The sequence below is a fragment of the Herbaspirillum sp. GW821-FHT09A12 genome, from assembly GCF_059418325.1.
Window position 1 is genome coordinate 629,433 of the sequence record NZ_JBWKPR010000002.1, and the last position, 22,838, is coordinate 652,270.

General features: G+C 63.6%; 20 protein-coding genes. 8 read left to right on the forward strand and 12 right to left on the reverse strand.

Annotated elements, in window-relative coordinates; translation table 11 throughout:
- Nucleotides 1-58: 58 nt before the first annotated feature.
- Nucleotides 59-997, forward strand: a complete 939-nt coding sequence (locus AC07N6_RS07925) for a LysR substrate-binding domain-containing protein (protein WP_494779764.1) — start codon at nucleotides 59-61, stop codon at nucleotides 995-997.
- A gap of 199 nt (nucleotides 998-1,196) precedes the next feature.
- Here the strand turns inward: AC07N6_RS07925 and AC07N6_RS07930 are convergent, their stop codons facing one another.
- From AC07N6_RS07930 to AC07N6_RS07970, 9 genes are all read right to left on the reverse strand, one after another.
- Complete coding sequence (locus AC07N6_RS07930; protein WP_494779765.1) at nucleotides 1,197-2,399, reverse strand: CoA transferase; 1,203 nt, start codon at nucleotides 2,397-2,399, stop codon at nucleotides 1,197-1,199.
- Between the two features lie 38 nt (nucleotides 2,400-2,437).
- Nucleotides 2,438-3,634 carry an acetyl-CoA C-acetyltransferase gene (locus tag AC07N6_RS07935; RefSeq protein WP_494779766.1) on the reverse strand — a complete coding sequence of 399 codons (1,197 nt, stop codon included), beginning with the start codon at nucleotides 3,632-3,634 and terminating at the stop codon, nucleotides 2,438-2,440.
- Between the two features lie 21 nt (nucleotides 3,635-3,655).
- Nucleotides 3,656-4,441 carry an enoyl-CoA hydratase/isomerase family protein gene (locus tag AC07N6_RS07940; protein ID WP_494779767.1) on the reverse strand — a complete coding sequence of 262 codons (786 nt, stop codon included), beginning with the start codon at nucleotides 4,439-4,441 and terminating at the stop codon, nucleotides 3,656-3,658.
- A 9-nt stretch (nucleotides 4,442-4,450) separates the two neighbouring features.
- Entirely contained in the window at nucleotides 4,451-5,332 is an 882-nt protein-coding gene (locus AC07N6_RS07945) for an HpcH/HpaI aldolase/citrate lyase family protein (RefSeq protein WP_494779768.1), read from the reverse strand.
- Nucleotides 5,329-6,186: an HTD2 family dehydratase gene (locus AC07N6_RS07950; protein WP_494779769.1), complete on the reverse strand. Its 858-nt coding sequence runs from the start codon at nucleotides 6,184-6,186 to the stop codon at nucleotides 5,329-5,331. Before AC07N6_RS07950 ends, AC07N6_RS07945 begins: the two co-directional genes overlap by 4 nt.
- An 18-nt stretch (nucleotides 6,187-6,204) precedes the next feature.
- Entirely contained in the window at nucleotides 6,205-6,954 is a 750-nt protein-coding gene (locus AC07N6_RS07955; RefSeq protein ID WP_494779770.1) for an SDR family oxidoreductase, read from the reverse strand.
- 34 nt (nucleotides 6,955-6,988) lie between these two features.
- Nucleotides 6,989-7,873 (reverse strand): MaoC/PaaZ C-terminal domain-containing protein, encoded by an 885-nt coding sequence (locus tag AC07N6_RS07960; protein WP_494779771.1) that lies wholly within the window; start codon nucleotides 7,871-7,873, stop codon nucleotides 6,989-6,991.
- Nucleotides 7,873-9,993 (reverse strand): acetate--CoA ligase family protein, encoded by a 2,121-nt coding sequence (locus tag AC07N6_RS07965; RefSeq protein ID WP_494779772.1) that lies wholly within the window; start codon nucleotides 9,991-9,993, stop codon nucleotides 7,873-7,875. Before AC07N6_RS07965 ends, AC07N6_RS07960 begins: the two co-directional genes overlap by 1 nt.
- Nucleotides 9,994-10,168: 175 nt before the next feature.
- Complete coding sequence (locus AC07N6_RS07970; protein ID WP_494779773.1) at nucleotides 10,169-11,467, reverse strand: MFS transporter; 1,299 nt, start codon at nucleotides 11,465-11,467, stop codon at nucleotides 10,169-10,171.
- A gap of 113 nt (nucleotides 11,468-11,580) precedes the next feature.
- Between AC07N6_RS07970 and AC07N6_RS07975 the strand changes: the two genes are divergently transcribed.
- Nucleotides 11,581-12,492, forward strand: coding sequence for a LysR family transcriptional regulator (locus AC07N6_RS07975; protein ID WP_494779774.1), 912 nt, complete (start codon nucleotides 11,581-11,583; stop codon nucleotides 12,490-12,492).
- A gap of 335 nt (nucleotides 12,493-12,827) precedes the next feature.
- Here the strand turns inward: AC07N6_RS07975 and AC07N6_RS07980 are convergent, their stop codons facing one another.
- The 3 genes from AC07N6_RS07980 to AC07N6_RS07990 form a co-directional block, all read right to left on the reverse strand.
- The gene (locus AC07N6_RS07980; protein ID WP_494779775.1) at nucleotides 12,828-13,115 is read right to left on the reverse strand and encodes a hypothetical protein; all 288 of its coding nucleotides are present in this window, start codon (nucleotides 13,113-13,115) and stop codon (nucleotides 12,828-12,830) included.
- Nucleotides 13,116-13,307: 192 nt separating this feature from the next.
- On the reverse strand, nucleotides 13,308-14,960 hold the full coding sequence (locus AC07N6_RS07985) for an ABC transporter ATP-binding protein (RefSeq protein ID WP_494779776.1): 1,653 nt from the start codon (nucleotides 14,958-14,960) through the stop codon (nucleotides 13,308-13,310).
- A gap of 54 nt (nucleotides 14,961-15,014) precedes the next feature.
- Complete coding sequence (locus tag AC07N6_RS07990) at nucleotides 15,015-16,079, reverse strand: LacI family DNA-binding transcriptional regulator (protein ID WP_494779777.1); 1,065 nt, start codon at nucleotides 16,077-16,079, stop codon at nucleotides 15,015-15,017.
- 345 nt (nucleotides 16,080-16,424) lie between these two features.
- On the opposite strand from AC07N6_RS07990, the gene AC07N6_RS07995 reads away from it, so the two are divergent.
- The 6 genes from AC07N6_RS07995 to AC07N6_RS08020 all read left to right on the forward strand — a co-directional run bounded on the left by AC07N6_RS07995 (nucleotide 16,425) and on the right by AC07N6_RS08020 (nucleotide 22,837).
- A complete protein-coding gene (locus AC07N6_RS07995; protein WP_494779778.1) occupies nucleotides 16,425-18,050 on the forward strand; it encodes an ABC transporter substrate-binding protein in 1,626 nt (541 codons plus the stop codon).
- Between the two features lie 30 nt (nucleotides 18,051-18,080).
- Nucleotides 18,081-18,893: an SDR family NAD(P)-dependent oxidoreductase gene (locus tag AC07N6_RS08000; protein WP_494779779.1), complete on the forward strand. Its 813-nt coding sequence runs from the start codon at nucleotides 18,081-18,083 to the stop codon at nucleotides 18,891-18,893.
- 23 nt (nucleotides 18,894-18,916) lie between these two features.
- Nucleotides 18,917-19,906, forward strand: coding sequence for an ABC transporter permease (locus AC07N6_RS08005; RefSeq protein ID WP_494779780.1), 990 nt, complete (start codon nucleotides 18,917-18,919; stop codon nucleotides 19,904-19,906).
- Nucleotides 19,903-20,763: an ABC transporter permease gene (locus AC07N6_RS08010; RefSeq protein WP_494779781.1), complete on the forward strand. Its 861-nt coding sequence runs from the start codon at nucleotides 19,903-19,905 to the stop codon at nucleotides 20,761-20,763. The genes AC07N6_RS08005 and AC07N6_RS08010 overlap by 4 nt, the downstream gene beginning before the upstream one ends.
- A gap of 26 nt (nucleotides 20,764-20,789) precedes the next feature.
- Nucleotides 20,790-21,569 carry a class II aldolase/adducin family protein gene (locus tag AC07N6_RS08015; RefSeq protein ID WP_494779782.1) on the forward strand — a complete coding sequence of 260 codons (780 nt, stop codon included), beginning with the start codon at nucleotides 20,790-20,792 and terminating at the stop codon, nucleotides 21,567-21,569.
- A 71-nt stretch (nucleotides 21,570-21,640) separates the two neighbouring features.
- Entirely contained in the window at nucleotides 21,641-22,837 is a 1,197-nt protein-coding gene (locus tag AC07N6_RS08020) for an LLM class flavin-dependent oxidoreductase (protein ID WP_494779783.1), read from the forward strand.
- Nucleotide 22,838: the final 1 nt, after the last annotated feature.

The following is a 22,838-nucleotide window of genomic DNA, read 5'->3' on the forward strand; positions in this document are numbered from 1 at the left end:
CCGCGATGACGCAATCCTTTCAGCATGCCAATAGCGAGATTGTTATATGCGACATTCAGTGAATTTGCGCCAGATAGAAGCCTTTTATTCCGTCATGCGCACCGGCACCGTGGTTGGTGCGGCGCAAATGATGAGCGTGACCCAGCCAGCGGTCAGCCGAGCGATCGCACACCTTGAAATTCGTATTGGCTACCAGCTGTTCGAGCGCAATGGACGAAGGCTCGTGGCGACGCCAGAGGCGCAGGCGCTATATGCAGAACTGGAACCGATCTACGGCAATCTCGACCGCATTGCGCAAGTCGCGCACGATATTGGATTGCAACAGGCCGGCGCACTGCGCATCGTCACCTTGCCGGCACTGTCGCAAAGCCTGATTCCGCGTACCGTGGCCCGGTTCATTGCCTCGCGTCCCCAGGTATCGGTGCTGGTTCAAACCTTGCCTTCCCGGCAAATTGCAGAAATGGTAGCGACCAAACAGTTCGATATCGGCGTGGTCGAGTTACCGCTATCCCAGCCCTCCATTTCCATCGAACCGCTAGATCCGCTGGAGCTGGCGCTTGTTCTGCCCGCCTCGCACCGGCTGGCCCGCCGCAAACGCATATCGCTCAAGGAGTTGGATGGAGAACGCATGATTCTGTTGTCGCGGCACAGCTACATGCGATATCAGATTGACGACGCCTTCTCCAAGCTGCACGTTTCGCCTCAAGTGGTCGCGGAAACCCCGAGCTCATTGATCGCATGCTCACTGGTAGCGGCGGGTGTGGGAATGACGTTCGTGACCCGCATCACAGCCGAACCGTTTGCAAACGCCGACGTAGTGGTGCGCCCCGTGGTGGAAAATATTGGCGGGCGCTGCGCCATTATTTTTCCCTATCCAGGAAAACGGCTGGCGCTGGCGGAGACATTCGCGGCGGACTTGAAGGAGGAGCTTGATCTGCAGCAAAAGTCATATGCCAATGCGGCCAAGGAAGGACAGGCCCGTTTCCCTGAACATTAAAGGCGGTGGCATGGGTTCTTCGAGTAGACGCGTAGCGCCGTATCGAAGGCTCACATCGAAGGCTCACCTGAGCTTGTCGAAGGAGGTACGCCGACAATGGCGCGTCTTCGATACGTTGCTGGCGCAGCTACTCAGTCCGAACGGGTTTCCAGGTTCCGAAAAAATGCCGTTCCGTGCCTAACTGAACGGCATTACCTGTTCACGCGAGAACTTTTCTTGCCGCCAGCTGCCCGAGCTGGTCATCCGTCAATTTCAGGATCTGCTTCAGTGTTTCCCCGGTATCCTTGCCCAGCACAGGCGCCTGGCGCACCGCCGGCGTCTCGCTGGCGGAGAACGAGAGCGGTCCCCTGGGGGCCAGCAGGCGCCCTATTCCGGCTTGCTCGATGGCGCCGAAGATCGGATTGGCCAGCGAGCAGCGAGGATCTTCCTCCACCAGTTGCCTGAAATCCTGATACGGCCCCCACAACACACCGGATCCATCCAGCGCGGCCTTGACCTGTTCCATTGTGCGCGCCGCGAACCACGGCGCCAGCACCGCGCAAATGGCGTCGCGCGCATGGAACAGTCCTCCTTCGGTATCGAGATCCACCTCCATGAGCGCGCCGATCATGGCCAGCTTCCCGGCCAAGCCGGTCGCACGGCCGATGGCGCGCCACTGCCGGTTCGAGATGGCGGCCAGCATGACGCGGCGGCCATCGGCGGTCTTGAAGTCGCGGCCGAAGGCGCCGTAGAGATGGTTGCCGATCGGCTCGCGCGAGGCGCCGTTGATCATCACGTCGCCGATATAGCCGAGATTGCCGACAGTGGCGAGCATCACATCGGACAAGGCCAGGGTGATCTCCTGACCGCGCCCTTCCAGCCGGCGGACCCGTTCCGCCGCGACGATACCCAATGCCAGGTACAAGCCCGCCGCCACATCCCAGGCCGGCAGGACGTGGTTCACCGGTTGCGGCGACTCGCCGGTGGCAATCGGAAAGCCGCTGGCGCAGTTGACGGTGTAGTCGACCGCTGCCGAACCGTCGTGGTTGCCGGTCAGGCGCATCATGATCAGGTCGGGCCGCTGCTGGCACAACTGGGCGTAGCTCATCCAGCCCTTGGGCGGCAGGTTGGTCAGCACGATGCCGCCGTTGGGCGCCGGGTCGCAGATGATGTCCCGGGCCAGGGCTTGGCCTTCCGGCGTATCGAGCGCCAGCGAAACCGACTTCTTGGCCTTGTTCAGGCTGGCCCAGTAGATGCTGTTGCCGTTTGGCGCCAGCGGCCAGCGGTTGATGTCGATGTTGCCGCCGATCGGATCGATGCGGATGACTTCGGCGCCTAGCTGGGCCAGCGTCATGCCGGCCAGCGGCGCGGCCACGAAGGCGGAAATTTCAACAATGCGGAGTCCCTGGAGAGGCGCGTTCATGTTTGCCCTTGATACGTTGACCGGATAATGCCGAAGATTCAGGCGCGCTCGAAGACGGCGGCCAGCCCCTGGCCGCCGCCGATGCACATGGTTTCAAGACCGTAGCGCACCTGGCGGCGCGACATCTCGTGCAGCAACGAGGTCATGATCCGCACGCCTGTCGCGCCCACCGGGTGTCCCAGCGAAATGCCGGAACCGTTGACGTTGAGGATGTCCTGGTCATGCCAGTCCAGGCCTTTCAAGACCGCCAATACCTGGCAGGCGAAGGCTTCGTTGATTTCCACCAGGCCCATCTCTTTCAGGGACAAGCCGGTGCGCCGCAAAAGCTTGTCGATGGCCGGCACCGGGCCGATGCCCATGCGCGCCGGGTCGCAGCCGGCCACGGCCCAGCTGTGCAAGTAGGCCATCGGCTCCAGGCCCAGTGCTTCGAGCTTGTCTTCAGCCACGATCAGGCAGGCGGCAGCGGCATCGTTTTGCTGGCAGCAATTGCCGGGCGTGACGGTTCCGCCCTTGATGAGCGGGCGCAGTTGCGACAAGGATTCCAGGGTGGCGTTGCCGCGGATGCCTTCATCGCGGTCAAAGACGATCGGCTCGCCCTTGCGTTGCGGGATCGCCACCGGCACGACCTCTTCCTCGAACTTCCCGGACTCCCAGGCAGCGGCCGCCCGTTGGTGACTGCGCAGCGCATAGGCATCGGATGCTTCACGGGTGATGCCATATTCGCGCGCCAGCGTCTCGGCCGTTTCCGGCATGCCGGAAATGAAGCCGAAGCGGTGCTCCGGCTGCGCCCGTTCGCGGCCGCGCTCCAGCCGGTCGTGCAATTTCACCGAGCCGGCCTTGCTGCCCCAGCGCATGCTGGTGGTGTAGTACTCGACATTGCTCATGCTTTCGATGCCGCCGGCCAGCACCACATCGGCGGCGCCGGTCTGCACCATCATGGCTGCCGAGATCACGGCTTGCAGGCCGCTGCCGCAACGGCGATCCAGCTGCATGCCGCCCGATTGCAGGGGCAGGCCCGCGTGCAGGGCCAGGTAACGCCCCGTGCATGGCGTCTCGCCATTGGGGAAGGACTGGGCAAAGACCACGTCTTCGATCAAATCCGGATCGAGCCCGGCCTTGGCCAGCACCGCCTTGATCACGGCCGCGCCGAGGTCTTCGGTAGCCACCTTTTGCAGGCTGCCGCCGAAGGCGCCGATGGCAGTTCGCATGGGGGAAACAATCGCTGCGCGTCGCATGGATACTCCTGGATAAATGAATCAGATCTTGCTGAAGTCGGGGGTTTCCTTGGCCCGGAAGGCGCGCACGCCTTCCAGGCTTTCGGCGGAACTGAAGGCCTGGTCGCTGGCGGCGAAGGAGGCTTTCAAGGCCTCTTCCTCCGTCACCTCGAACGCCAGGTCGATGATCGACTTGGCCAGGCGCAAGGCCATGCGCGGACGCTGCGCCAGGGTCTGCGCCAGCGCTTGCGCGACGCCAAGGCTGTCGCCGTCGGCCGCCACGCGGTTGATCAGGCCCCAGGCCAATGCGGTCTGGGCATCGATGGGCTCGCCCAGGAAAATCATTTCCTTGGCGCGGCCCTCCCCGATGCGGCGCGCCGCGCGAAAAGTGCCGCCGCTGCTGGGAAATACGCCAAGTTTGATTTCGGGCAAGGCCAGCCGGCTACGCTGCTCGGCCACGATCAGGTCGCAACACAGGGCGATTTCCAGGCCGCCGCCATAAGCCAGGCCATTGATGGCGGCGATGGTGGGCTTGGGAAACCGATCCAGTTGGAAGAAAACTTCGTTTTGCCGTTGCAACTTCTTCGGCACGATCTGGCCCGGCGCCATCATGTCGGCAAATTCGCCGACATCCGAACCGGCGCAAAACGCCCGTGTCCCTGAACCAGTCAGGATCACCGCACGTACCGCGTCGTCTTCGGCGAGCCGGTCGAGTGCCTGGCCCAGGGCCCCGGTCAAGCCCAGGGTCACCACATTCATCGGGGGATTGTTCAGCGTGAGGGTGGCAATGCCTTCGCTGATGCTGCACAAGACTGCATCTGTACTCATCGTGTTCTCTCAGTCAGTGGTGACGGGAAGATGGTCGAGGATGCGCCGGGCGCGCTCCACCACCGGTTTGTCGATCATTGCGCCGTCCAGCGAGACCACGCCGGCGCCGGCTGCGCGTGCGTTTTCCCAGGCGGCCATCACGGCGACCGCCCAGGCGACTTCCTGCGCCGACGGCGAGAAGGCGGCATTGACGACGGCCACTTGTGCGGGGTGGATGCATAACGCACCACGCAAGCCCATGGCTTGCGCCGTGCGCGCTGTCGCGCCGTATTTGTCGAGGTCTTGAAAATTGGCCAGCGAATCCGGCAATCCGAACGCGCGGATGCCTGCGGCGGCGGCAGCCAGCGCCAGCCACTGGCAGGGCAAGGTCAGCGAATGCGGTGAGGGAGCGGCGCCAAGCTCGCGAGAGAAATCTTCACTGCCGAGCGCGATCCCCAGGAGCCGTGGCGCCGCACAGATCGCCGGCAAATGAAACAGCGCGGCGGGCGACTCCACCAACGCCAGCAAGCCGACACCACCGGCCGGCATGTCGCGCTGCCGCTCCAGGCACTCAATGGCGCTTGCCAGCGCAGCGAGCCGGCCGGCATCTTCCACCTTGGGTACCACGATGCCATCGACACCGGGCCGGACGGCTGCCTGCAAGTCGGACTCGACCCATGCGTGTTCCTGGTTGATGCGCACCAGCAAGGTGGCGCCGTGTGCCTTCAGGCGCGCGATGACCGCCGGCAATTGCTCCCGCGCAGCCGGCTTGGCCGCGTCAGGCACGGCATCTTCCAGGTCCAGGATCAGCGCATCGGCCCCGCGTGTATGGGCCTTCTCGATGATGCGCGGCCGGTCGGCCGGAATGAACAACAATGAACGCCATGAGGCGCCTGCCAATACCGCGCTCATCGCAGCACCACCTTCACCGACATGGCGCTTTGCCCGCCCGGGGTCAGCGCCCACAGTTCAGCGCCATCCGGCGTGGCCGCTCCGCACAGCGTGAAGTCGCCAGTGTCGAACAGCGGCTGCTGACCGCGGATGACGCACGATGCCACCTGCGCCCCGGGGTTGTTGACCAGGAACAGGTCCATCAACAAGGTCGCGGTCAGCGGCCCATGGACCACCAGCCCCGGGTAATGCTCGATCCCTGTGGCGTACGGGCGATCGTAGTGAATCCGGTGGCCATTGAATGTCAGGGCCGAAAAGCGGAATAGCAATACAGGATCGGGCCGGACGGTGCGGCTCCAATCGGCCCGGCGCTGCTCGCCCGCCCCGCTCTGGCCGCGCGCGGCGGCGGACTGTGCCGGCGCTGCCGCCAGTGCTTCGCGGTAGACGATGTCCTGGCTTTCGCTGATAACGAGGCTGCCCTGCTGGAAGATCTCATGCTCGACGGTAACAAACACCAGCTCGCCCGATTTCCCCGAACGGTGTTCAACTGCCGCAATCCGCGATGTGCGCTCCAGCGCGATCTCTACGCTGGCCGGCGCATGGAAATGAATCTTGCTGCCGGCCCACATGCGCCGGGGCAAAGGCACAGGCGGCAGAAAGCCGCCGCGCTTGGGATGGCCGTCCTCCGCAATATCGCCCTGCAACGCCCGCGGCAAGAAATAGAGCCAGTGGCCCAGCGGCGGCAAAAATCGCTCTGGCCAGGGCGGCTGGGCATGATCCAGGGTCGCGGCCAGGGCCTTGAGCGGCGACGCGGCCGGCATATCGCTGGCGCTTTCGGCGCGGCCGATCCAGGCGCTGAAATGATCGAAGTTCATATGACGTTGCGCCCTCGCTCAGCCGTAACGGCCGCCGGTCACATGCAAGGTTTCGCCGGTGATGAAGCTGGCGCATTCGGAGGCCAGGAAGGCGACCGCATTGGCGATATCTTCCGGCTGGCCGGCGCGCGGAATCGGCGTGGACTTGATGGCGCGTTCCTTGATCAGTTCATAGCTGGGCAGGGACTTGATGGCTTCGGTTTCCATGAAGCCGGGGGCGACCGCATTGACGGTGATGTTGAAGCGACCGTCTTCCAGGCTCAGGGCGCGGGTCAGGCCCAGCACGCCGGCCTTGGCCGCCGAGTAGTTGGCCTGCCCCGGGTTGCCGAAATAGGCGCGCGAGGAAATGTTGATGATGCGGCCCCACTTCTGCTCCATCAGGTGGGGCATGACTGCCTTGCAGGTCAGGAAGGTGCCCTTGAGCGCAACCTCGATGACCAGGTCCCAGTCTTCCTCGCTCATTTTTGCCAGGTAATTGTCGCGCGGGAAGCCGGCATTGTTGACCAGTACGTGGATGCCGCCGAATGCCTCGATGGCGCCCTCCACCAGCTTGTTGACCTCGGCCGACTTGGTGATATCGGCCGGGATGCAGATCGTGCCGAGCCCTTCCTCGTTGAGCCTGGCGGAAGTGGCATGCGCCGCGTCTGCCGAAATATCGGTAATCACCACGCGCATTCCCTCCTGCGCCAGCCGGCGCGCCGTGGCGGCGCCCAGGCCGCGTGCCGAGCCGGTGACGATGGCGACCTTGTCTTGCAATCCCAGATCCATGTTGTTTCTCCCAGATAAATTCGGTGAGTTAAATTCAGTGTGTTGCCGCGCCGTCGCCGGCGAGCGTGATCTTTCCCGCGTTCAGAACCACCACGCTGCGTTCCAGCGCGGTCGTGCGGAAGGAAATGACGTCACCGTCCAGCCACAATTCGGTACGCAGGGTATCGCCGGGCAGCACCGCGCCGGTAAAGCGCACGCGCATGGCGCGGATGCGCTCGGCGCGGTACTGCAACATGCCGCGCAGCGCCGCATGGCAGGCCACGCCCATGGTGCACAGGCCGTGCAGGATGGGGCGCTGGAAACCGGCGCCGGCGGCCACTGCCGGATCGGCATGCAGGGGGTTGAAGTCGCCGTTGAGGCGATACAGCAGGGCCGCCTGCGGTAGCGTCGGCAGGTCGCAAACCATGTCGGCGCCACGCGCGGGCATGGCATGCGGCGGTGGCGGTGGGGGTATGTCGGCCGGCCCGCCGAATCCGCCGTCGCCGCGCAGCATGGAAACCTGGTGGATGGTGGCGAGCAGTTCGCCACTGGCCGCATCGCTCACTTGCCGTTCCTGGCACAGCAAGGCGCCCTTCTCCCGCCCCTTGTCATACAGGGCCGAAATCCGGTTGCGGCCGATGACGCGGCCCTCTGGCGCCAGCGGAGCGTGCAGCTCGATCCCCTGTTCGGCATGCACCAGCCGGCGCCAGTCGATGCCGGCATCGGGGTCGCGCGCCCAGAAACCGGGATAGCCCAGGATCACCGGCATGGTCGGGAATACCTTCAGGCGCTCTTCGTAGACGAAGGCCAGTTGGCCCTGGTCCAGCGGATCCGCGCCCAGCCCGATACCCAGTGCGTACAGCATCGTGTCGCGTGCGCAATAACTGTGTTCCAGCGGCGCGAACCGGCGATTGAGCAGGCGCTCGTAGTCGATCGCCATCAACGCGCTCCGGGAACGATGACCGCATCCAGCGCAAACACGCCCTTGCCGGCCTCCAGCGCCACCACCGGATTGAGGTCGATGGAACTGACCAGGTCGGCATTGGCCGCGGCGAACTGGGACAGCTGCGCCAAGGTTTTCGCCAGCGCATCGATATCGGCGGCCGGTTTGCCGCGGAAACCCTTGAGCAGCGCATATCCCCTGGTTTCCTCGATCATCCGGCGTGCTTCGTCTGCGCCGAACGGGGCAATGCGGAAAGTCACGTCCTCGAACAGCTCGGTGAAGATGCCGCCCAGGCCGAACATCACCACCGGGCCGAACACCGCGTCGCGGTTCACGCCCATGATGGTCTCGATCCCCTTGGGAGCCATCGGCGCCACCAGCACACCTTCGATATGGGCATGCGGGGCCCGGGTGCCGGCGCGCTCGATCAGGGTCTGGTAGGCATTGCGGCAGGCCTCATCGCTGTCGACATTGAGGATCACGCCGCCGATCTCGGTCTTGTGCTGGATGTCGGGCGAGACGATCTTCATGACCACGGGATAGCCGGTCTCTTTTGCGGCCGCAACGGCGGCCTCGGCGCCGCACACCACTTGCGACGGCAGGAACGGCAAGCCGGCGCCGGCCAGCAGGCGCTGGGCCGCCGCCTCGGACAGCATTTGCGTGCCGATCTCGCGGCGCAGCGCGGCGTCTACCGCCGGCACCTCGATCTTCTTGTCGAAGCCCTCCTTCAGGTAGGCCAATGCCGAGACTGCCAATGCGGCGCGGTCGGAATCGGAATAGACCAGGAAGCCGGCTTCTTCATAAGAGCGGATGACATCGCGGCCGGCCGCCATGCACAGCAGCGTCGGCCGCCCCTTGTAGTCGGCGGTGCCGGCCTGGATGGCGTCGCACATGCGGGCGCCGTAGGTGGGCGAGGCCGGCAGCATGGTGAAGGAACCGATCACGCTGCCGTAGCCGCCCTCCTCGTACATGACGCGGAAAGTCTTGCTGATGATGCTCATGTCGTTGAGCACGCCGGCGGTGGTGTCGCAGGGGTTGCCCGCGCCGCCGAAAGGATTGATCGTCTTGAGTTTTTCTTGCGATGCGACGGGCAGCGGCGCAACCTCAAGTCCATAACGGTCGGCGGCGTCGCATAACTGGATGCCGAAACCGCCCGACACGGTAATGATGCCCAGGCGCCGGTCCAGCGGATAGACGCCGCGGCTGCAGGCATAAGCCAGGTCGACGTGCTCTTCCGTGGTACGGGCGCGATAGACGCCGTACTGGCGGAAGACGGCGTCGTATACCGCGTCGGACCCGGCCAGCGATGCCGTGTGCGATGCGGCCGCCACCGAACCCGCCTCGGAGCCGCCGACCTTGCCGAAGATGATGGCCTTGCGGCGCGCGTGCGCGGTGCGCAGGGCGTCGATGAACTTGGCGCCGTCGCGGATCCCCTCGGCGAAGGCCATGATAACCGACACGTCATCCTGGCAAGCCAGCCATTTGATGCAATCGGCGACATCGGTATTGAGTTCGTTGCCGGTCGAGACCCAATAGCCGATGCCGACATTGCGTTCGCGGCAGAGATAGGCCAGATGGCCGCCATAGGCGCCGCTCTGGCTGACCACGGCGACATTGCCGTTGCTGACGAAGCCGTCGTCGAAGGCGCTGCTGAAGGTGCCGATGAATCCGTTGCGGGTGGACAGCAGACCCAGGCAATTGGGGCCGAACACGCGCAAGCCTGCGGCATCGGCAATCGCGCGGATTTCCTGTTGCAGCCGTTTCCCCTCTTCACCGGTCTCGGCAAAACCCGACGCGTAGATGACGGCGGCGCCCGCGCCCTTGGCGACGCATTCCCTGACCGCATCCTTGACCTTTTCGGCGGCGATGCAGATCAGGACCATGTCGGGCACTTCCGGCACCGCCGCCAGCGAGGGATAAGCCTTGAGATCCTGCACCGTCTCGCGGCTCGGGTTGACCGGATAGATGCGGCCCGGATAGCCGGCCTTCTTCATGTAGTGCAGGGCGCGGCCGGAGATCCGGGTGGCATCGTTGGAGGCGCCGAGGATGGCGACCGACTGCGGTCGAAACGCCCGTTCGAAGTTGTTCCAGAGAAGATCGGCTGACGAGTCGTTCATTTCATTGTCCATGACTGGCTAGGTAAATACGGCACATGCACTGCGGGAGTCGCGCTGCTGCGGTGTCGCGGGCAAAGCAGTCCCTGCCGCCCGCTCGAGTCGAGGGGCGTTGCCTGAGGAATCTGCCTTGGTTTGCGGGTGGTCGATGGCGCCCGGCGGCGGCGCCGTTACTGCATCAATTCTTCTTGATCGTCAAAATCAGGGTTGCGATGCCGCCCATGACGCAGCAGCCGATGATGTAATAGAGCCCGGTCGAGTAGCTGCCGGTGAGGCTGATGAGATAGCCGATGGCAATCGGTGCGATCGAGGAAAACACATTGCCCATGCCATTCATCATGCCGGCCGCCGACGAGATGCCCTTGCTGGGCACGATGTCCTGCAACAGGGTCCACGCCGCCGGGCCGCCCAGGCCGATACAGCCGATGCCAAAGCCCAGCACCAGCGCCGAGGTCAGGTTGTCTTCGATGTTCACGCCGAAGTAGATGCCCATGCTCACGCCGATCATCGCAAATACCAGCAAGGGCGCGCGCCGCTTCATCTTGTCGCACAGGTAGCCGGAGAGGATCTTGGTGCCCACGCCGAGAATCCACGGCAGCGACGACAGCATGCCCATGGCCTCCCACGAGAACCCGCGCGCCGTCTTGAGGTAGGACGGCACCCACGACATGGTGCCCCACAGCACCGATGCATGCGCCATGTAATAGACCACGATCAGCCAGAAGCGGTAGTTGCTGGTAAAGGACTTGAACTTGCCGATGAAGCCGGCGTCATCGTCCGCCGCCACCGTGTCGCCGACCAGGCCATTCTCGATGTGGGCCAGTTCGGCTTCATTGATCCGCTTGCTGTGGCGCGGCGTGTCGGCGGTGAACTTCCACAGCAGGAACAGCGGGATCAGGCCCATCACGGTCAGCACGAAGAAGCTCTCGCGCCAGCCGGCCAGCGCAATGAGCCAGGTGAACAAGGGCATGGCGATGGCCGGCGCGATGGCCAGGCCGGTGTTCCAGGCGGCATTGGCCTTGCCGCGCTCGGTGACCGGGAACCAGCACTTGATGAACTTGCTCTGCATCGGGAAATGCATGCCCTCGCCCAGGCCCAGCAGCACGCGGGAAAACAGCATCATCATGAAGGTCGGCGCCAGCCCGCCGATGACCAGCGAGATGCCCCAGACGACGATGGAGAGCATCATCCCCTTGCGCGGGCCGAGCACGTCGCCCAGCGGGCTGAGCAACACATTGCCGAAGCTGTAGGCAACCAGGAACACCGACATCAGCATGCCCTTTTGCAGCGCCTGGCCGGTAATGCCCATGTCGTTCAGGAAAGCGTTGTCGACGATGAGGATCGAGACATTGACGCGGTCGATATAGGAAAACACCACCACCAGCATCAGGATCAATGCCAGCCAATACCGTTCATGGGTGGGGTTTTCGCTGGCCGCGAACTTTGCCGCTGCTGCTGGGGCTGCTGCTTTCTGCATTCTGGTCTCCTGATGTTCACGTATTCAAATTTTTATTTGTGCCGATGGTGTCATCCTCCGGGATGGATTTGAAGTATTATTTTCTTAATTCCTGATACGAAATAGATATCACCATGGATTTGCGCCAGCTCCAGCAATTCGTCGTCTTGGCTGAAACCCTGAACTTCCGGGAGGCCGCCGAACGGCTCTTCATGTCCCAGCCGCCGTTGTCGGTATCGATCAAGAAACTGGAAGACGAGATCGGCGTCGCCTTGTTCAACCGCAACAAGCACAAGGTCTTCCTGACCGATGCCGGGCAGGCGGTGCTGGAGGATGCAAGAAAGTCGCTCTTCCACGCCGGCGAGGTGACACGGGTGGCGCGCTCGGCCGCGCTTGGCCTCTCCGGCCATATCCGCATCGGCTTCGTGGGGTCGGCAAAGTATTCGCTCTTGCCGCGCCTTTTGCCGAAATTCCGCAGCCAGTATCCCGATGTCACCATCGCACTGGAAGAAGAAAAAAATGCCCTGATCGTCCAGGCCATCGAAAACAACGATCTCGATCTCGGCATTGTGCGAGTGCCCTTGGCCTGGAAGAGCGTGGTCCGGTACGAGACGGTGGAACAGGATCACTTCGTCGCCGCGCTGCCCGCCGAGCATCGGCTGGCCAGGAAGTCCCGACTCAGTCTCCAGGACTTCAAGGACGAGTCCTTTATCCAATACACCAGGAGCAATATTCCGGGCCTGCATGCGGTCACCATGCTGCTGTTCCAGGAGGCCGGCTTCGTGCCGAAGGTAACGCAGGAAGCGGTGCAGGTGGAGACTTTGCTGTGCATGGTCGAGAGCGGCCTGGGGGTGGCCCTGGTGCCCTCCATCGTCAGGCGCCATCCTTCGCGCAGCATTGCGTTTCGCGAGATATCGGGATTAAAGGAGAGCAATGCCATCGGCCTGGCCATCGCGTATCACCCGGACTTCGAAATGGCAACGTCGCGCCGCTTCCGTGAGCTGGCCAGGGAACTTGCGACATCCTCGCCCGAGCGCTCACGGTGATACGCGCCGCGCATCACCCAAGTCAAAGATCGTGTTGGACGCCATTGCCGTTCTAACGGACGTGATCGGCAAGGCGGGATCGACTCGCCACTGAGAGCCGGCCGTGCGTCTCCAGAAATGGATTGGGACAAGCTGCGCCGCTATCGTGTCGATTGACACCGCGACGCGCGCGAAGAAAGAACTCTGCAACAAACAGAACGACCCCCCGCGCACCAAAAATTCAGGTACGCCCTGCTACGAACTCATTCGCAGCAGGGTTTTTCATGCTTGCAACGACATATCACCGGCGCAAGCGAATTTTCCGCACCGCACTCCATTGCCCTGCGACGGGCAACTTAATGCCGGGCGTGATCCTGCGCTTGTTTGGCAATCAGCTTCATCGCCTGGCGGTCGCCGTTTTGTGCTTCTTTTGCCGTTTGTGCCGCAGTCTCGGTGGCCTCGGCCAATGCCGCCTTGCCGGCGGCGCTGATCGTCACCGTATCGGTTTTCGCGGAGCCCGTAGCCGGGGAAGATGTCGTGGCGCCCTCCTTGTTAATGGCTTGTGCCGATTTGGGCGCCGCTGTTGCAGTGGCGTCTTGAGTTTCCGTTGCTGCGGACCGTGACGTGATTGCGTTGACGTTCATTACTTCCCCCTGAAAAGAACTCCATTGTTGGATAGGACCGCTTCAGCATAGAGCCCTGCAGGCGCAATCCGATAAAAGCAAAATCGCCTGGAGCTCCTACGATATAACGCTACCCGCGTAAACTTAGGGGACACTTAGGGGGGGAGATGACACTGCCGTAGATGATTCGAATCTGTTGCAGGTTAACTCATTTCATGCGGCCTGCGCCTCAGCCGCCGGTTCCGGCGCCAGCCCCGCGGCAGCGATCAGCGCGCGGGTATAAGGGTGGCGCGGAGCGCCCAGCACCTCCTCTGCCTGGCCGTGTTCGACAATCGCGCCATCCTTCATCACGATGACCTCATGCGCCATCGCGTGGATCACGTCCATGTCGTGGGTAATCAGGAAGTAACTCAGGCCGTGCTCCTTTTGCAGCGTCTGCAGCAACGTCAGCACCTGTTTCTGGATGGTGACGTCAAGCGCACTGGTCGGCTCGTCGAGCACCAGCACGTCGGGGCGCGTGATCAGTGCGCGCGCGATGGCGATGCGCTGGCGCTGGCCGCCCGAGAATTCATGCGGATGCCGTTCCAGCAAGCCCGGGAACTGTTCTTCGCCCAGCCCGACAGCCGCCAGCATCTCCAGTATCCGCTGCTTATGCTGGCCGGCGTCGAGCTCGGGCTCATGGAAGGCCAGCGCTTCGCCGACGATACGCCGCACGGTCAGGCGCGGACTCAAGGATGCATAAGGATCCTGGAATACCACCTGGATCCGGCGCCGCAACGCCTTCTGCGCCTCAAAGCCGGCTGCCTTGGCGGCGCCCCAGTTGGAGCCGCATACCGTCATTTCGCCCTTGGCCTGCAACAGGCCAAGCACCGCCTGCGCCAGGGTGGATTTGCCCGATCCCGATTCGCCGATGATGCCCAGCGTGCGTCCCGGCGCGAGCTCGAACGAGACGTCGCGCACGGCGGTGAAATAACGCTGGCCCAACAGCTCGCGCAAGGAACTGGCGGGGACGCGGTAATCGACTTGCACCTGCCGTGCGCGCAAGACCTGTTTTTTTTCAACACCGCTTCCATCGTCAGCGGCCAGCGCGCGCACCGGCCTGCTGTCCAGCAGCTTGCGGGTGTATGGATGCTGCGGATGGCGCAACACCCGGCTGACGGCGCCCTGCTCCACGACCCGCCCGTGCTGCAGCACCACCACGCGATCGGCAAAGCGGCGCACCAGGTTGAGGTCATGGGTGATCATCAGCACGGCCATGCCGCGGGATTTCTGCAGTTGATCCAGCAAGTCGAGGATCTGCAGCCGCAGGCTGACATCGAGCGCGGTCGTCGGTTCGTCCGCGATCAGCAGGCGCGGCTCGCTGGCCAGCGCCATGGCGATCATCGCGCGCTGGCGCTGGCCGCCGGACAGTTGGTGCGGATAAGCGCGGGCGCGGCGCGACGGCTCGGGAATGTCTGTCTCGGCCAGGCGTTCGACCGCCTTGGCCCAGGCGCTGCGCGCGTCCAGGCGATGCTTGACGCGATAGACCTCGGCGATCTGCTCCCCCACCGTATAGAGCGGGTTGAGCGCCGTCATGGGTTCCTGGAAGATGACGGCGACGCCGCGCCCACGCACCGCCACCAGGTCCCGCTCCGGCAAGTGCGCCAGGTCTGCGCCGTCGAAACTGATTCCACCGGACAAGGTGGCGCCGGGAATCAGCTTGAGCGTGCTCAGTGCGATGACGCTCTTGCCGGAACCGGATTCGCCGACCAGGGCCAGCTTCTCTCCTGGTTGGACGTCGAAGGAAACTTCGTGCACCACCTGCTTGGCGCCGAAGTGGATATTGAGATGGTCGATCTTGAGCAGCGGATGTGGTGCGGTAGGCATGGGCGTCTTTCGGTCACGGGCGGCCAGGCCGCCATGGAAAATGGCAGTACAGGGTCAGATGCGCGCACAGGATTGGCGCAGCACCAGTTCCGTCGGTACCTGGATGCTGCTGAAATGCCAGTCATCGCGCCGCTGCAGGCGTTGCAGCAACAACAGCGCCGCTTCACGTCCCAGCTCGTAAGCCGAGTAGCGAATGACCGTCACCGCCGGCTGCACCAGTTCGGCCAGCTCGCTATCGTTGGTGGTGATCAGGGACAGGTCTTGCGGGATGCGCACACCGCGCGCGCGGCAAGCGGACAGCACGCCACGCAACAGATGGCGCCCCAGCGCGAGGATCGCGGTAGGCGGTTCGGGCAGCGACAGCAGTATCTGCGTCTGGCGCAAGCCGAAGGCATCTTCCGCAATCCGCTCGTCTATGCGCAGCAGGCTGGGAGACGGCGTCAGGCCGCGCTCGCGATAGGCATCGGTGAAACCGCGCAGGCGGTCGCGGCCGACGCGGTTGTGGCGTCCGCCGGAAACCAGGGCAATCCGCAGATGGCCCAGGTCCAGCAGGTGGCGCGTGGCCGACAAGGTGCCTTCGTAGTGATTGGCGGTGACGGCGCCGGCGGTCGCCACATTGACATCGCGCTCCAGCATGACCACCGGGAAGCGTGCCCGCGCCAGGCTGTCGAGCACCGCGGCATGGCGTTCGTCGGTGATGGTGAAGATCAGGCCATCGGCCTGGCGTTGGTCGAACAGTTCGATCAGGCTGCATTCCTGTTCCGGCCGGTCATTGCTGCTGCCGACGATCAACAGGTAGCCGGCCTGGGTCAGCACATCTTCCGCGCCCTTGATCATCGAGGCGTACAGCGGGTTTTCCAGATCCGAAAAAATGAAACCGATCATGCGCGATGCCTGGCCACGCATGTTCCGCGCCACCGTGCTGGGCTTCCAGCCGAGAATGCCGATAGCCTCCCTCACCTTGGCGCGTACCGCCGGACTGACGTTCGGTATCTCATTGACCACGCGCGATACCGTACCGATCGACACGCCGGCCAGTTGCGCCACTTCGCGTACGGTCGGCCGGTCGCGTTCTTCGGTGCTATGAGGGATCATCAGGGAGTCGTCGGAAAGGGACATGTCAGGTGGGTGAAGCGGCTTTGCGATTGCCGCCAGCTGCGTTATCTGGAAAGCCAGAAATTAAGTTCCTGTGAAACGGTTCATATGCTGCCATAGCCTGAAATACGAATACAAGCTGGCTTTTTGAATTAGCAAATTACATTAATTGCGCGAAGTTACTTATTGTTAGAACGATTTAGCTTATGAGAATAAGCAACTAGCCGCCGGGCCGCGCCACCGGGCGATTCCAGCCTAAGAATGTCAAGCGCATAAGCATGTATGTAAACATTAGTTTTTGGTCGTTTGATGAATCGTTATCATCCGCCCCATTACGTCCACCACGATGGACTTTCATGGAGCAAAAAGATGTCGATTCGCGTGCCACGCAGCTTTCTCCTCAAGCATCTGGTCGCCCTGCCGCTGCTGGGCAGCCTGTCATTCCTGTTGCCTGTGCCAGGCCAGGCCCAGGTTCAGGCGCAGGCAAGGCATGGCGGCACGCTGCAAGCCATCGTGCAGCCCGAGCCGCCGGTGCTCACCAATGCCTTCAACACCAGTTTCCCCATCGGCGTGGTCGCGACCAATGTGTTCGACGGCCTGATCACCTTCGATGAACAACAGCGGCCGCAGCCCAGCCTGGCCACCAGCTGGAACATCTCCGACGATGGCAAGACCGTCACCTTCAAATTGCGCCAGGGCGTGAAATGGCATGACGGCCAGGAATTCACTTCCGCCGATGTGCAGTTCAGCGCGCTGGAAATCTGGAAGAAGATCCATCCGCGCGGGCGCAACACCTTCGCCGCGATCCAGGCGGTAGACACGCCGGACAAATACACCGCGGTGTTCCGTCTGTCGCATCCATCCCTGGTGATCTTCAGCTCCCTCAATGCCAACGAGGGCCAGATACTGCCGCGCCATCTGTACCAGGGCACCGATATCCTGAAGAACCCATACAACCTCAAGCCGGTCGGCACCGGCCCCTTCCGTTTCAAGGAATGGCAAAAGGGCCAGTACATCGTGCTCGAACGCAATCCGGATTACTGGGATACGGGCAAGCCTTATCTCGACCGCCTGGTCTTTCGCGTGATCCCCGATGCCAGTTCGCGGGCGGCGGCGCTGGAAACGGGCGATGCGCAATACGCGCCGTTCGACCAGGTCCCGCTGTCGGATGTGAAGCGCATCGCCGCCCTCCCCAACCTGGCGGTCAGCCTGGATGGCTATGCCTGGCAGTCGGCGTTCGTGTTCCTGGAGTTCAACCTGCGCAATCCCATCCTGCAAAACCTCAAGGTGCGCCAGGCCATCGCCCATGCGATCGATAAGCAAGCGCTGATCAATACCGTCTGGTATGGCCTGGGCAAGCCCGCCACCGGGCCGATCCCATCCAGCCTGAAGGCTTTCTATACCGTCGACGGCGTGCCGCAATACAACTTCGATACGGCCAAGGCCGAGAAGCTGCTCGACGAAGCCGGCTATCCGCGCAAGGCCGACGGCGTGCGCTTCAGATTGCGCCAGGAATATCAGAACTTCCATGAAGCCTTCAAGAACAATGCCGAATTCATCCGCCAGGCCTTGAAGCGCGTGGGCATTGAAGTGGATATCCGCAACCGCGATATCGCCGGCCACCTGAAGGCGGTCTACACCGACCACGATTTCGATATCAACACCGGTCGTTGGGTACCGACCCTGGACCCGGAAGTGGGCAGCTTCCGCCATTACTGGACCAAATCCATCGCGCCGGGCGTGGCCTGGACCAACGCTTCCGGCTATTCCAATCCCAGGTTCGACAAGCTGATCGAATCGATCCAGGTCGAGCCCAACGCCAAGAAGCGCATCGAGCTGTTCCATCAGTTCCAGCGCCTGGCGGAAACCGACCTGCCGGTGATCCCGTTGATCGAGCAGGCTAACTTCACGGTTTACAACAAGGCCGTGCACGGCCTGGGCAAGGCGCCTGACGCCGCGCTGTCGTCGCTGAAAAACGTCTGGCTGGACCGCTGACTCCACCACTGAAAAGAAGGACTCCAAATCATGGCGAAAGAACTCGCAGGCCGCGTGGCCCTGGTCACCGGCGGCAGCAAGGGAATCGGACTGGCCGTGGCGCGCCGTTTCGCGCAGGAAGGCGCGCGCGTAGGGATCATCTCCCGTTCACAGGACAATGTGGACGCCGCCCGCCGCAGCCTGGCCGCCGAAGGGCTGGACGTCCACGGCGTGGCCGCGGACCTGCTGGATGCCGCCGGGAGCGAGTCCGCAATCGATACCCTGGAAAGCGCCCTGGGCCCGATCGACCTGCTGGTCAACAGCGCCGGCGCGGCCAAACGCCACGAACCGGAAAACCTGACGCCGGTATTGTGGCAGCAGACCTTCGATGCCAAGTTCTATCCCAGCCTGCATGTGCAGCACTTCGTGTTGCAACGCCTGGCCGCGCGGGCTGCCGGCCGCCGCGCGGCCGGTGAGGAAATCGGCGCCATCGTCAACATCATCGGCACCGGCGGCAAGCAGCCCACCAGCACCCACCTCGCCGGCGGCGCCGCCAACGCCGCGCTGATGCTGGCCACCGTCGGCCTGGCCGCGCACTACGCGGCGCTGGGCATTCGCATCAATGGCATCAACCCGGGCTTCACCCTGACCGGGCGCATCGAGCAGGCGCTCCAGCTCGAATCCGAACGGCGCGGCATCAGCCGCGAACAGGCGCTGGCCGAAGGCCAGTCGGCCATTCCGCTGGGCCGCTATGGGCGTCCGGAAGAAGTCGCCGAAGTGGCGCTGTTCCTGGCCAGCCCGCGGGCCAGCTACGTGGTGGGGGCCATCGTCCCCGTGCATGGCGGCGCCGGCCCTGTGATCTGAACGCCCTTCCGAACCAGGCCCCAATGTCTTCATCGCTTATCAACTATATCGGTCGGCGCTTGCTGCAACTGATACCGATCGTGCTGCTGATCGTGCTGGCCACCTATGTGCTGCTGCGGCTGGCGCCGGGCGACATGGCCGATGTCATGGCCGGCGAATCCGGTTCGGCCACGCCGGAATACATGGCCGAGCTGCGCAGCCAGTTCAGCCTGGACCTGCCCGCCAGCACCGTCTTCATCAATTACCTGCGCAACCTGCTGCACCTGGATCTCGGCTACTCGTTCCGCCACGGCATGCCGGTCGCCGACCTGATCGCCACACGCGTAGGACCGACCATGCTGCTCATGCTCAGCAGCATCCTGATCGCCGCCATCGGCGGCATTACCTTGGGAGTACTGTCGGCACGCTATCGCGGCAGCTGGCTGGATGAGGCGATTTCGGCGTTTTCCACCATCGGTTTCGCCACGCCGGTGTTCTGGGCCGGCCTGGTGCTGATCGTGGTGTTTTCGATCCACCTGCGCTGGCTGCCGTCGGCGGGCATGAGCAGCATCGGCGGACCGCCGGCCACCAGCCTCGACGGGTTGCTGGAACGGGGCAAGCACTTGATATTGCCGGCCTCGACGCTGGCCTTCTTCTACCTGTCGATCTATGTGCGCATCACCCGCTCGGCGATGCTGGAAGTGTATGGCCTGGACTTCGTGCGCACCGCGCGCGCCAAGGGCTTGTCGGAGCTGCGCGTATCGCTGCGCCATGTGCTGCGCAATGCGTTGCTGCCGGTGGTCACCCTGACCGGCCTGCAACTGGCTTCGCTCCTGGGCGGCTCGATCGTGACCGAGACCATCTTCTCCTGGCCCGGCCTGGGCCGGCTGGCCTTCGACGCGGTGTTCCAGCGTGACATCAACCTGCTGCTGGGCGTGTTCCTGTTCAGTTCGCTGCTGGTGGTGCTGATGAACCTGATGGTCGACATCCTCTATGCATTTCTCGATCCGCGCATCGCAGGAGGCCGCACATGACCCCGCCAATGAACCGGCTGCAACGCCTGGTGCGCCCGCTGGGCGGCTCCCGCCCCTTGCTGGTGGGCGCACTGCTCCTGGGCGCGATGCTGGCAGCGGCGCTGCTGGCCAATTGGCTGTACCCGCGCGACCCGCTCGATATCGTGGCCGCGGCCAACTTGTGGCCGGGCACGCCCGGGCATTTCCTCGGTACCGACATGATGGGGCGCGACATGGCCTCCGGCCTGGTTCACTCGGCCGGCGTATCGCTGGCGGTGGGCTTTTTTGCCGCGCTGCTGTCTGTCACCATCGGTATCGCCATCGGCGTGGTCGCAGGTTACTGCGGCGGCTGGGTCGATGAAGCGCTGATGCGCGCCACCGAGATGTTCCAGACCTTGCCCAGCTTTTTGTTCTCGATCGTGCTGGTGGTGATCCTGGAACCCTCCATCGCCAGCATCATCTTCGCCATCGGCGTCACCGCCTGGCCCCAGATCGCCCGCCTGGTGCGCGCCGAGGCGATGCGGGTGCGCAATGCGGAATATGTGACGGCGGCCCGCACCATCGGCTTGCCGGGGCGCCGCATCATCCTGCGGCATGTCTTGCCCAACAGCCTGGCGCCGGTAGTGGTGGCGACCTCGGTCCTGATGGCCAACGCCATCCTGACCGAAGCCTCGTTGTCCTTCCTCGGCCTGGGCGACCCCAGCGTGATTTCCTGGGGCAGCATGATCGGCATGGGCCGTTCGACCCTGCGTACCGCCTGGTACATGACGGCCCTGCCCGGTGCGGCGATCTTCATCACCGTAATCAGCTTCATGTTGCTGGGCAATGGCTTGAATGACTATTTCAATCCCCGCCTGAAAAAACAATCCGCCCGGTGATCCGGCTTCCACTCCATTCCATCCCGATGACAATCATAGGCACCGAACTCTCCAGCCGCGCCAAGTCCGTCCGCGAGGACTTGGCCGCAGCCCATCGGCTGGCGGTCTGGCATGACCTGACCGAAGGTATCTACAACCACCTGAGCGCCACCGTGCCGGGCCACGACGACCGCTTCTATGTGCCGCCGTTCGGCCTGCACTGGAGCGAAGTGCGCGCCAGCGAACTGCTGACCGTCGGCTTCGACGGCCGGATACTGGAGGGCGAGGGCATTCTGCAGCGTTCCGCCTACTGCATCCATGCCCCGATCCACGCCGCCCATCCCAACCATGCGGTGATCCTGCACACCCACATGGCCTACACCAGCGCATTGGTGAGGCTGCAAGACCAACGCCTGCAGCCGCTGGGCCAGACCGAGGCGCTGCTCATCGACCAGATCGCCTATGACGAGCATTACGACGGCCTGGCGCGCGAGCCCAGCGAAGGCGAACGGCTGGCCAGGGTACTGGGTGACAAGAGCATCCTGTTCATGGCGCATCACGGCGTGCTGGTGACCGGGCGCACCGTGGCCGAGGCCTATGACCGCCTGTATTCGCTGGAGCGCTATGCCCGCGTCCACATCCACGCGCTCTGGACCGGCCGCCCCACCCGCTCGCTGACGCCGGCCCAGGTGACCAAGGTGCAGGACCAAATCCGCAATACCGCCTTGCACAATGGCGGCGACAGCGCCGGCAAACCGGCCTGCCAGCTGCATTTCGAGGCGCTGCGCCGGCTGCTCGACAAACGTGAACCGGACTATCAATCATGAGCCATCAGGAACGCAGCGCGGACTTGCTGTCCGCCGCCCATCTACTTCAAAAATCTGAACGCCAATCCATCATGACCGATACGACACGCCCCCTGTCGTCGCTGCCCGCCTCCAGTCCGCTCGGGCAAGCGCTGACGCAACCCCTGCTGCTGGGCCTGTTCCTGCCCATCCATAACGGCGGCTGGAGCATGTCCACCCTGCCGCGCGGCACCGACTGGAGCTTTGACTACAATGCCGCGCTCACGCGCCAGGCCGAGCAGCTCGGCTTCGAACTGGCGTTCGGTCCGGCGCATTGGCTCGGCAAAGGCGGCTTCGGCGGCGCAACCCGCTATCGCGAAACCTCGCTGGATGCCTTCATCGCCACCAGCGCGCTGGCCGCCATCACCAGCCGCATCCTGTTGATCTCCACCATCCACATCCTGTACGGGCCGTGGCATCCGCTGCACCTGGCCAAGTTCGGCGCCACCCTCGACCATATCGCCAAGGGCCGCTGGGGCTTGAACATCGTCACCGGTTTTCGCAAGGATGAATGGGCCATGTTCGGCCAACAGCAGATCGCGCATGACGAGCGCTACCAGATCGCCAATGAATTCGTCGACGTGCTCGGCGCATTGTGGTCCGGCGCCGACAACCTCGATTACGAGGGCAGCCGCTGGCAGTTAAAGCAGGCTTTCGTCACGCCAAAACCGCAGTATGGCCGCCCGATCCTGGTCAGCGCCACCAGCTCGGCCGCCGGCATCGCCAGCGCGGTACGCCATTCCGACCTGATCTTCATCACCAGCCCGGTGGGGGCGCGCTTCGAAAAGGCCATCACCGCGCTGCCGGAACTCAATGCACGGGTCAAGCGCGAGGCGGGCGCCGTCGGGCGCGACGTACGCACCCTGATCAATCCCATGATCATCTGCCGCGATACCGAGCGCGAGGCGCATGAGGCCTACCAGGCCATCCTCGATCGCGCCGACCATGGCGCGGTGGAAGGTTTCTTCCATTCGCACGCCACCGGTGACAGCCAATCCTGGCGCGGCCACGAGCGCGATGAGCGCACCGTGGGCGGCAACATCCAGTTGGTCGGTACCCCCGAGCAGATCGTCGACCAGTTGCTCCAGCTCAAGGCCGCGGGCTGCGACGGCATCCAGATCTGCTTCTTCGACTATGAACCCGAACTGGCCTATTTCGGCCAACGTGTCATCCCGCTGCTGGAACAGGCCGGCCTGCGCCATCCGGTGGCAACGGTTCCGGCCTCCCCTTACGCCTCCCTCGCCGCCTGAC